Source organism: Streptomyces sp. NPDC032161 (genome assembly GCF_040636995.1).
Taxonomy (GTDB): domain Bacteria; phylum Actinomycetota; class Actinomycetes; order Streptomycetales; family Streptomycetaceae; genus Streptomyces.
Genome location: NZ_JBEZVN010000005.1, coordinates 140,791 through 150,998 on the forward strand (window position 1 = coordinate 140,791; position 10,208 = coordinate 150,998).

Consider the following 10,208-nt stretch of genomic DNA (forward strand, 5'->3'; position numbering starts at 1 on the left):
TAAAGTATTTGGGTGAGTAATGCGCCCACCCGATCCGCGCGGCCTTCCGTGCGCATGTTCCCGCTGGTGGCGCCGCTGCGCCTCGTCCGCCCCTCGGACATGTGGTTCAAACCGGCGACGAGCGTGGTCGTCGCCTCGGCGGTGCCGAACCTGACGTTGTTCGCCGTCGGCCGACTGGACCTCGTGATGTACACGATGGCCGGTTCGCTCTGCGCGCTGTACGGGCACAACCTGCCGTACGCCCGCCGCGCCCGGGCGGTCGCGGGCGTCGTGCTCGCGATGGTCATCGGCATGGCGGTCTCCCTGGTCGCGGCCTCGCTCACCGGGTCCACCGCCGTGCTGATCGCGGTGGGCGCACTGCTCGCGGCCGTGCAGAAGATCCTCTGCGACGCCACCCGCATCGGTCCGCCCGGGCCGGTGATCTTCACCTTCGTCACGTCGGCCGCGCTCTTCGGGCCGCAGCGCCTCGGTCAGGTGCCCGGCCATCTCGCGCTGGTGCTGGCCGCGGGAGTGGGCTCCTGGCTGGTGACGCTCGCGCCCGCGCTGATCCGCAGGGAGGGTCCGGAACGCCGGGCGACCGCCCGCGCCCTCGACGCCGCCGCGGCGTACGCCGACCACCCCGGCCATCGGACCCGGCACGCCGCTGTCGCCGCCGTGCACGGCGCCTGGCAGTCGCTCCTCGCCTCCGGACGCCCCACCCCCGCACGCCGGGCGCTCGAACGCCTCGTCGTCCATGCCGAGGCCGCCCTCGCCGGGGGACTCCCGGGCGGCGGCCCGGCCGCCCCCGCTACACCCGGCCCCGACCGGCTCCGCGCCTGGGCGCGCCAGACCCGGGGCCGGGGGCCGGTTCCCGTGCCGCCCCCGGCCCCCGGCACGTCCGAGGAGCTGTTCGGCATCGACGCCGAGCGGGCCGCCCGCCGCGCCGGAGGGCGCCACGAGGCCCGGCGCGCCCTGCTGCGCAGGCTCGCCCCGGGCTCCCCGCTGCTGCCCATCGGCGTTCGCGCGCTCGTGGGCTGCGCCCTGGCCGGATACGTCTCCCAGGCGGCCGGCGTCGGCCGCCCGTACTGGGCGATCGTCACCGCCGCCGCCCTCTACCAGGCCAATGTGTCGCTGTCCTGGAACCGCGCACTCCAGCGCACCCTCGGCAATCTGCTGGGCGTCCTCGTGTTCGCGGCCGTCCTGCCGCTCAGCCGGGTGTCGCCCCTCGCCCTGATCGGCTGCTGCCTGTTCTTCAACTTCGCGGCGGAGGCCCTGATCACCCGCAACTACTGGCTGGGCTCCGTCGCCGTCACGCCGATGGCCCTGCTGGTCATGGAGTTCGGCGGAACGTACCCGGCCCGCGAACTGATCGGCGACCGGGTGCTCGACACCGTGATCGGCGCCGCCATGGGTCTGCTCGGAGCCATGGCGGTCACCAACCGCCGGGCCACCGGGCGCCTGGAGCAGGCCCTGGCCGACACACACCGGGCCCGGGCCCACGCCGTCCACGCGCTCGCCGCCCCGCAGCCCACCCCCGCCGCCCTCGACGCCGCGCGCCGCCGGCTCACCGGATCGCTCGTCGAACTGCGCGAGGCCGACGACGCGGCGGCCGGCGAGTGGTGGCAGCGCGCCCTGCCGCAGGAGCAGGTCCTCGCGGCCGAGCAGGCGGGACACCGTACGCTCGCGGCTACAGCGACACGGCGGGGGCTGATCGCCCCGGCCCAGGAGAACGGAGCGGTGTGACCGACGACATCGTCGCCTCGGTGGTACGGCAGTGGCAGGCCGTCAACCCGGAGCTGGACACCGGACCCATGGAACTCATCGGCCGCATCAACCGCTGTGCGGCCCTGCTCCAGCAGGCGGAGGACGCTCCGCTGCGCGCCGCCGGACTGACCCGTGCCGAGTTCGACGTGCTCGGTGCCCTGCGCCGTACGGACCATGAGCTGACCCCCGGGGAGCTGGCCAGGGAGACGTTCTCCTCCGGTGCCGCCGTCACCAAGAGGCTGCGTGTCCTGCAGGAACGCGGACTGGTCGACCGGCGCGGCGACGAACGCGACCGCCGCGTCGCCCATGTCCGCCTGACCGAGGAGGGCTGTGCGCTCGTCGACCGGTTGCTGCCGCGGCAGTTGGCGTACGAGCGCTCGGTGCTGTCGGGTCTCGACGAGCAGTCCCGCGCCCGACTCAGCGCCCAGCTCAGCGAGTTGCTGGTGCAGCTGGAGGGGCGCATCGGCGGCGGCCGACGCTGAGACCGGGAGCCGGGAGCCGGGAGCCGGGAGCCGGGGAGAGGGGGGTGAGGGCTGAGGGGGGTCCGGTGCCTCGGCCGACGGCGTCAGGTCGCGTCCAGCAGTACGACGGACCGGCGCAGTTCCTCGGCCCGGTGCAGCAGGGCCCCGTCCTCGCCCCGGTCGGCGGGCCCCGACGCCACCAGCGCGAGCCGGTCCCGCTGGCTCGACCCGGCCAGCGGGACGGCCACGGTGTGCAGCCCCGGGACCGACTCCCCGCGGCTGACGGCGTATCCCCGGGAACGGACGAGGGCGAGTTCCGCGAGCAGCGCGGACCGAGTGGTGAGCGTCGCGGACGTGTATCCCGGCAACTCCTCCCCGGGGTACAGGGCTCGCACCTGTTCCTCCGTCAGCGACGAGAGCAGCAGCTTGCCGCCCGCGGTGGCGTGCGCGGGGCGGGTTCGGCCCAGCTCCAGCGTCGCTCGTACCGGATGCGGCGACTCGCGCCCGTCCGTGACGATGATCTGGTCCCCGATCAGCGCCGCGCTCTGCACCGTCTCGCCGGTACGCCGGGCCGCGTCGTCCAGCACGGCCCCGAGCCGTCGTCGGGCCGCCGCGCCGAAACCGGCCGGGAGGCCGAGCCGGACCAGTTCGGGCCCGGCCGTGTAGCCGCGCCCCGAGGAGTCCCGTACCGCGAAACCGCGGCCCTCCAGGGTGCTGAGCACCCGATGGGCGGTCGACCGGCCGACGGAGAGCAGCGCGGCCGCTTCCGAGACGGTCAGCCGGTCGTGGGCGAGGAACAGCTGTATGAGCCGTAGCCCGGTGTCCAGCGATTCGATCGTGTAGCGCCGTGTCCGCTCCATGGCGTATCCGTTCTCCTGTTCTGCTCTGTTCTGCCGTCCCGCGCCGTCCTGTGCCCGGACGCGGGTTCCGGTCCGGGTGCGGGTTCGTCGCCGGGCCGGGCGCGGGTGCGGTGCGGCCGGCGTACCGCCTTCGTGTACGAGGTCGTCGGCGGGTCCGGCTGGCCCATAGGGGTGAAGTTCGCGTTCCGCCGGGCGCTCGCGCCGCCCGGGCGCACCCCGGTCGGGGCCGCGGACGGTGGTGAGGACCGCGGCGGCCTGCGGGATGTCGTTCCGGCCGACCTGATGGCCGGTGCCCGACGGGGCCTCCGGCACAGCGCGGCGTACTAAGCCGCGCTCAGCCGTTCAGTCATGAATGTGCACCTTTCGAGCGACTTCGATCACAAGTGTTCTTGTCCCCTTGAGGAGGACGGCAACGGGCGTTCCTGGCCGAATGATTGAGCCGTCATGGTGCCATGTTCCCGGTCAATCCGGCCTGTTTCGCCGGGATGCGGGATCCACGCGGCACGCATCTGTCCTTCCATGCGGTACGCAGGGCCCCGAAACGCGCCGGTTTCGGCGATCCGTCACTCGTTGTGCACGCTCGGAGGCGCTGCGTAGGAAAACTCGTGAGTGTATTACCGCGCGAGCGTTCGCGCAGGGGGTTGGGTGAATGTGCCGAGGCGCTGATTCGATCTGACTAAGCTCACGCGCAGCGCAGTCGAGTTGAGATGAATTCGAGTGCTTGTTCTCAACTGTCCGGGCTGGCGCTCATATCTCCCGAATCAACCGCCCGAGGTTCTAGATGGTCCGTGTCGAATCACCACCGACCGAACGGGAAGCACCCGTCGTTCGAGCCGTGTTGCTGCCCGTGGTCCTGTGCGGTGGCGCGACCGCCGCCGCGGCGGCGCTGTTGCCCGGGGCCGCGCGGATACCAGTCATCTGGTGCGGCGCGCTCGCCACCGTTCTGATCGCCGCACTCACCGTTCAACTCGCCCGGCGCGCACGCGACATGCGCAACCAGCGCGCGGCGTACGAACGGCGCTTCGCCGACCTGGAGCGGCGCATCGCGGCCCATGACGACGAGACCGTACGGATCGGCAGGGAGCTCCTGCCCGCCGCCATCCACCGGCTGCGCGTGGGCAATTCGCCCGAGGAGGTGCTCCGGGACGTCGTCGACGCGGACGAGCGCTACCGCGATCTGCCCGAGGCCCAGCGTTCCTTGGTCTACAAGGTGCTGAACATCGTCGACAACGAAGAGGCGATGCGCGACTCCGCGCAGCGCGCCTTCGTCAATGTCGCCCGCCGCGTACAGGCGATCGTCCACCGTCAGGCGAGCGAACTGCGCGAGATGGAGGAGCACCACGGACGCAACCCCGACGTCTTCGACGACCTGCTCCGCATCGACCACGGCACCGCGCTGATCGGCCGTCTCGCCGACTCCATCGCGGTGCTCGGCGGTGCCCGGCCCAGCCGTCAATGGCCCAAGCCCGTACCGCTGTTCAGCGTCCTGCGCGGTGCCATGTCCCGGATCCTGGAGTACCCGCGGGTCGATCTGCACTCCATCGCGAAGGTCGCCATCATCGGCACCGCCGTCGAACCGCTGATCCACGCCTGTGCCGAACTCCTCGACAACGCCACCCGGTACTCGCCGCCGCAGACACGGGTCCACGTCACCGCCGTCGAGGTGCAGACCGGCATCGCCATCGAGATCGAGGACGGCGGAGTCTCGCTCAGCGAGGAGGCCCGCGCCCGCGCCGAGAACATGCTCGCCAGGGCCCAGGCGGGCTCCAGCATGAACGACCTCGGCGAGTCCCCGCGGCTCGGCATGGCCGTCGTCGGCCGTCTCTCCCGGATGTACGACCTCCAGGTCTCACTGCGCCAGTCCGCGTACGGCGGTGTCCGGGCGGTCCTCATCGTGCCCCGCGCCATGATCACCACCGGCCCGGCTCCCGGCATCGCCCACGGCATCGGCGCCACCTCGCGGCCCACCAGCGACATCGACCAGGAGGCCATGAAGCACGTCGTACCGGCCCGGCGCAAGCCGCGCCCCGTGGCCCAGCGCCCGGCCACCGGCCCGATCGCGCCCGCCACCCGACCGGCCGTGCCCGCGGCCGCCATGGAGGACGACGTCCCCGTGGTCACCGAGTGGACCGCCGGCGGTCTCCCGCAACGCCGCAGCCGCGGTCGCGCCCCCCTGGGCTCGCACAACCTTCCCGCGCAGCCCGTCGACCCCGCTCCGGCACAGCGCAACGGCCATGTCAACGGCCACGGGCACGGGCACGGACATGGTCCAGGAGGTGACGGCAACCGGGAACAGCCGCCCGGGCTCTGGCTGGAGGCCTTCACCAACGCCGTCAACGGCGTGCCGCAGGAGCCGAAGACCGACGAAGACTCTGACGACGCCTGGGACAAGGGAGACCTGAAGTGATCCAGCAGCGGGGAAACATGGACTGGATGCTCAAGGAACTGGCCGACGACGTGCCGGACATCCACCAGATCGTGGTGCTGTCCGCCGACGGACTGCGCATCGCCCAGCACGGCGGCGACCCCGATGTCGCCGACCGCCTCGCGGCGGCCTGCGCCGGACTGCAGAGCCTGGCCGCCGCCGTCGCCACCGAGATCCCCTACAGCGACGGCATCATGCGCCTGGTCGTCATCGAGGTCACCGGCGGCTTCTTCTACATGATGGCGGCCGGAACCGGCGCCTACCTCGCGGTCCTGGCCGGTGAGACCGTCGACGCCGGACTCGTCGGGGCGCGGATGCGCGACATGGTCGTCAGGATCGGCGCCCATCTGACGAGCCCCCCTCGCCATGACAGGCAGGGCGGATGAACCCGCCCCGACGAGAACGCAGAACGGCCGATCCGGTGCTGAGCGATCCGGAACGGCTGTACGTGCTCACCGGCGATCCCGACGGAAGCGAGCGCGCCGCGCTCGACCTGGTGACGATGATCGTGGCGAAGGCCGAGCCGACGCCGACGGTCCAGCCGGAGCAGGCCGTGATCCTGCGGCTCTGCCTGGCCCCGTTATCCGTCGCCGAGATCTCGGCGTACCTGGCTCTGCCCTTCAGCGTGGTGACGTCGCTCCTCACCGAACTCCTCGTGGCCGACCTCATCGAATCGCGCGCACCCATCGTTCGCGCCACCCTCCCGGACAGGTCCCTTCTCGAAGCGGTGATGCATGGACTTCAGAAGCTCTGACACGATCGCCGGCCCCCGGCGCGAGGACGTCCTTCCCACCACGGCCACGGCCGCGGTGAAGGTCGTGATCGTCGGCGGGTTCGGGGTCGGCAAGACGACCATGGTCGGATCCGTCAGCGAGATCCGGCCGCTGACCACCGAAGAGACCATGACGCAGGCCGGGGTCGGCGTGGACGACAACTACGGGGTGGAGAGCAAGACCGCCACTACCGTCGCCATGGACTTCGGGCGGATCTCCATCAGCGAGGAGCTGATCCTCTACCTGTTCGGAACCCCCGGCCAGGAACGGTTCTGGTTCCTGTGGAACGGCCTGTTCGAAGGCGCCCTCGGCGCGGTGGTCCTGATCGACACCCGCCGCCTCGAGGTCAGCTTCGACGTCATCGGCCGGCTGGAGGAGCGCGGAGTGCCGTTCGTCGTCGCCATCAACACCTTCCCCGACGCCCCGAAGCATCCCGTCGAGGCGCTGCGCAGCGCCCTGGACCTGCCCGAAGAGGTCCCGATGATCGACTGCGACGCCCGGCTGCGCGGCTCCAGTCGCGACGTGCTGATGACCCTGATGCGTTACCTGCACAGCCTGGCGCTCCCGCTCGCCTGACCGCACCACACCCCCCGCCACACACCCCCCGCGCGTCCCATCCGTCCGGATTCTCGGGAATCCTGATCCCTGGAGCGATCGTGACAACCCCCTTCCACTACGAGCCCGGAGCGGCCCAGGGGCCGGTTCCGCCCCCCGAGTGCCCGGCCCACGGCCTCGGCCCCGGCGGAATCCGCCGGCTCTACGGCCCGGAGGCCGAGCGGGACCCCCATGGGCTGTACGACAAGCTGCGCGCCGAACACGGCACCGTAGCACCCGTGCTGCTGCACGGGGACGTACCCGCCTGGCTGGTCCTCGGACACAGCGAGAACCTGCACATGACCCGTACGCCCTCGCAGTTCTCCCGGGACTCGCGGCGCTGGCGGGCCCTGCAGGACGGCACCGTCGCCGCGGACCACCCCCTGGCCCCGATCTTCACCTGGCAGCCGATCTGCGTGTTCGCCGACGGCGCCACCCATGAACGCCAGCGCGGAGCGGTCACCGACAGCATGGCGCGCATCGACACCCGTGGGGTGCGCCGCCACATCAACCGCTACAGCAACCGGCTCGTCAACGAGTTCTGCCAGGAAGGCCATGTCGACCTGGTCAGCCGGTTCGCCGAGCGACTGCCGATGATGGTCATGTGCGCGGTCCTCGGCATGCCCGAGGAGTACAACGACCGGATGGTCCAGGCCGCCCGCGACATGATCCGGGGCACGGCGACCGCCGTCGCGAGCAACGCCTACGTCTCGGACGTGCTGACCCGGCTCGTCAAGCGCCGTCGGCGCGATCCCGCGGACGACTTCGCCACGTGGCTCGTCGAGCACCCCGCGGGGCTGAACGACCAGGAGGTCAGCGAACACCTCCGGTTGATCCTCATCGCCTCCTACGAGGCGACCGCCAACCTGATCGCCAACGTCCTGCGCATGGTGCTCACCGACCCCCGCTTCCGGGCCAGGCTGAGCGGCGGTCACATGACGGTGCCCGAGGCGGTCGAGCAGACGCTGTGGGACGAACCCCCGTTCACCGCGGTCTTCGGCCGGTGGGCGGTCGGTGACACCGAACTGGGCGGCAAGCGGATCAGGGCGGGCGATGCCCTGATCGTGGGGATCGCGCCCGCCAACGCCGACCCGGTGGTGCGGCCCGACCTCGGCGCCGACATGGTGGGCAACCGGGCCCATCTCGCGTTCAGCGGCGGCCCCCACGAGTGCCCCGGACAGGACATCGGGCGTGCCATCGCCGACGTCGGCGTCGACGCGCTGCTGATGCGGCTTCCCGACCTCGAACTCGCCGTGGACGAGAGCGAACTGCGGTGGATCGGGAACATCATGAGCAGGCACCTGGTGGAGCTCCCGGCGGACTTCGCCGCCCGCCCGCCCCAGGACGACAAGGAACCGCCGTCCATGGGCAAGCCGCATTCGCAGCGCCAGGACTGGGAGGTGCAGTCGACCGTCCGGCACACCGGTCCCACACCCGACCGCGACGCGGGCCGGGCGCCGGTGCCCGCACCGGCACCCGCCTCGTCCTCCGGACCCGGTCCCACTCCTTCCTCCGCTCCCGTCCCCTCCTCCGCTCCGATCCGTTCGTCCGCTCCTGGGACGGGGGCGACGGACTCGACGGCGACGGCGGCGGCCTTCGACACGTCCCGGGACGCGCCCGCTCCCGGCGGACCGGCGGCCGACCGGATCCCGCAGCAGCGCGGTGAGTCCGCCCCGGCGCGGCTGTGGCGTGTCGTCTCGCGGTGGTGGAGCGGCAACTGACCATGTGGTGCCCGGGAGGACCGCCGGGGGACACGGGGCCCGGGGCCGTCCCCGCGCGCCGGCCCCGCCCCCGGGCCCGCTCCCGTCCCCGTACCATGCGGAAGCGTGAAGCTGACAATTCTGGGCGGCGGCGGATTCCGGGTTCCACTCGTCTACGGGGCGCTCCTCGCCGATCACGCCGAGGGCCGCGTCTCGGCGGTCACCCTCCACGACACGGACGCCGACCGGCTCGCCGCCGTCGCCCGGGTCCTTCGCGAACAGGCCGTGGACGTCCCCGACGCCCCCGTCGTCACCGCCACCACCGAGCTCGACGACGCCCTCCGGGGCGCGGACTTCGTCTTCTCCGCGATCCGCGTCGGCGGACTCGCGGGCCGGGCTGCCGACGAACGCGTCGCCCTCGACGAAGGCGTCCTCGGACAGGAGACGGTCGGCGCGGGCGGCATCGCATACGGGCTGCGCACCGTTCCCGTCGCCGTCGACCTCGCACAACGCATCGCACGGCTCGCCCCGGACGCCTGGGTCATCAACTTCACCAACCCGGCCGGGCTGGTCACCGAGGCCATGGCCCGCCACCTGGGCGACCGCGTCATCGGCATCTGCGACTCCCCGGTGGGCCTCGGCCGACGTCTGGCCCGGATCCTGGGCGCCGACCCCGACCGGGCCTGGATCGACTACGTCGGCCTCAACCACCTGGGCTGGGTCCGCGGCCTGCGCGTCGACGGGCGCGACGAGCTGCCGCGGCTGCTGGCGGATCCCGGGCTCCTCGGCTCCTTCGAGGAGGGGAGGCTCTTCGGCGCCGACTGGATCCGGTCGCTGGGCGCCGTCCCCAACGAGTACCTGCACTACTACTACTTCAACCGGGAAGCCGTACGCGCCTACCAGGCCGCCGAGCAGACCCGGGGCGCCTTCCTCAGCGAGCAGCAGGAGGGCTTCTACGCCCGTATGAAGGACCCGGACACTCCAGCCCTGACGGCGTGGAACCGCACTCGCGCCGAACGCGAGGCCACGTACATGTCGGAGAACCGGGAGGCCGCCGGGGCCGGTGACCGCGACGAGAGCGACCTGGACTCCGGCGGGTACGAGAAGGTGGCGCTCGCCCTCATGCGGGCCGTCGCCCGCAACGAACGGACCTCGCTCATCCTCAACGTCCGCAACCGCACGACGCTCTCCGTGCTCGACGCGGACGCCGTCATCGAGGTGCCCTGCCTGGTCGACGCGAGCGGAGCCCACCCCGTCGCGGTCGACCCCCTCCCGTACCACGCCGTCGGCCTGGTCACCGCGGTCAAGGCCGTCGAGCGCACCGTGCTCGACGCGGCGGACAGCGGCTCGCGCGCCGCCGCCGTGAAGGCGTTCGCGCTGCACCCGCTGGTCGACTCGGTGACCGTGGCCGAACGACTCGTCGACGGATACCTGAAGGTCCACCCCGGCCTCCGCTACCTCGACCGCCCTTAGTTCGTTCTCCGGCCTCCGGCGTCGAGATCGACCTCCGGCGCCGGAACGTACCTCGAACAAGGTCGCCGGCGCGGGCATTCTCAGGATGCCGAGGCGGCCTTCGTGCGATCGAGCGCCCCCGCCCGGCGCGCGCCGGGCAAGACGAGGGCCGCGAAAGCCGGCTTGCGTGACCTGGTGGG

The 10,208-nt window shown here is 72.2% G+C and carries 10 protein-coding genes; 9 read left to right on the forward strand and 1 reads right to left on the reverse strand.

The genetic code is table 11. The features are described from left to right. Positions 1–54 precede the first annotated feature (54 nt). Both AB0E67_RS14855 and AB0E67_RS14860 read left to right on the forward strand, forming a co-directional pair. On the forward strand, positions 55–1,722 hold the full coding sequence (locus AB0E67_RS14855; RefSeq protein WP_362026449.1) for an FUSC family protein: 1,668 nt from the start codon (positions 55–57) through the stop codon (positions 1,720–1,722). Then, positions 1,719–2,225, forward strand: coding sequence for a MarR family transcriptional regulator (locus AB0E67_RS14860; RefSeq protein ID WP_073781438.1), 507 nt, complete (start codon positions 1,719–1,721; stop codon positions 2,223–2,225). The genes AB0E67_RS14855 and AB0E67_RS14860 overlap by 4 nt, the downstream gene beginning before the upstream one ends. Before the next feature lie 83 nt (positions 2,226–2,308). Here the strand turns inward: AB0E67_RS14860 and AB0E67_RS14865 are convergent, their stop codons facing one another. After that, on the reverse strand, positions 2,309–3,064 hold the full coding sequence (locus AB0E67_RS14865) for an IclR family transcriptional regulator (protein ID WP_362025893.1): 756 nt from the start codon (positions 3,062–3,064) through the stop codon (positions 2,309–2,311). Positions 3,065–3,196: 132 nt separating this feature from the next. On the opposite strand from AB0E67_RS14865, the gene AB0E67_RS14870 reads away from it, so the two are divergent. From AB0E67_RS14870 to AB0E67_RS14900, 7 genes are all read left to right on the forward strand, one after another. After that, positions 3,197–3,391 (forward strand): hypothetical protein, encoded by a 195-nt coding sequence (locus tag AB0E67_RS14870; protein WP_362025896.1) that lies wholly within the window; start codon positions 3,197–3,199, stop codon positions 3,389–3,391. Positions 3,392–3,845: 454 nt separating this feature from the next. Beyond that, a complete protein-coding gene (locus AB0E67_RS14875; RefSeq protein WP_362025899.1) occupies positions 3,846–5,471 on the forward strand; it encodes an ATP-binding protein in 1,626 nt (541 codons plus the stop codon). Continuing rightward, positions 5,468–5,875, forward strand: coding sequence for a roadblock/LC7 domain-containing protein (locus AB0E67_RS14880; RefSeq protein WP_073781436.1), 408 nt, complete (start codon positions 5,468–5,470; stop codon positions 5,873–5,875). Before AB0E67_RS14875 ends, AB0E67_RS14880 begins: the two co-directional genes overlap by 4 nt. Continuing rightward, positions 5,872–6,243: a DUF742 domain-containing protein gene (locus AB0E67_RS14885; RefSeq protein ID WP_362025902.1), complete on the forward strand. Its 372-nt coding sequence runs from the start codon at positions 5,872–5,874 to the stop codon at positions 6,241–6,243. The genes AB0E67_RS14880 and AB0E67_RS14885 overlap by 4 nt, the downstream gene beginning before the upstream one ends. Continuing rightward, positions 6,224–6,838 (forward strand): ATP/GTP-binding protein, encoded by a 615-nt coding sequence (locus AB0E67_RS14890; RefSeq protein WP_362025904.1) that lies wholly within the window; start codon positions 6,224–6,226, stop codon positions 6,836–6,838. Before AB0E67_RS14885 ends, AB0E67_RS14890 begins: the two co-directional genes overlap by 20 nt. Positions 6,839–6,918: 80 nt before the next feature. After that, positions 6,919–8,577, forward strand: coding sequence for a cytochrome P450 (locus AB0E67_RS14895; protein WP_362025907.1), 1,659 nt, complete (start codon positions 6,919–6,921; stop codon positions 8,575–8,577). Between the two features lie 105 nt (positions 8,578–8,682). After that, positions 8,683–10,029, forward strand: coding sequence for a 6-phospho-beta-glucosidase (locus AB0E67_RS14900; protein WP_362025910.1), 1,347 nt, complete (start codon positions 8,683–8,685; stop codon positions 10,027–10,029). The last annotated feature ends 179 nt before the right edge of the window (positions 10,030–10,208 follow it).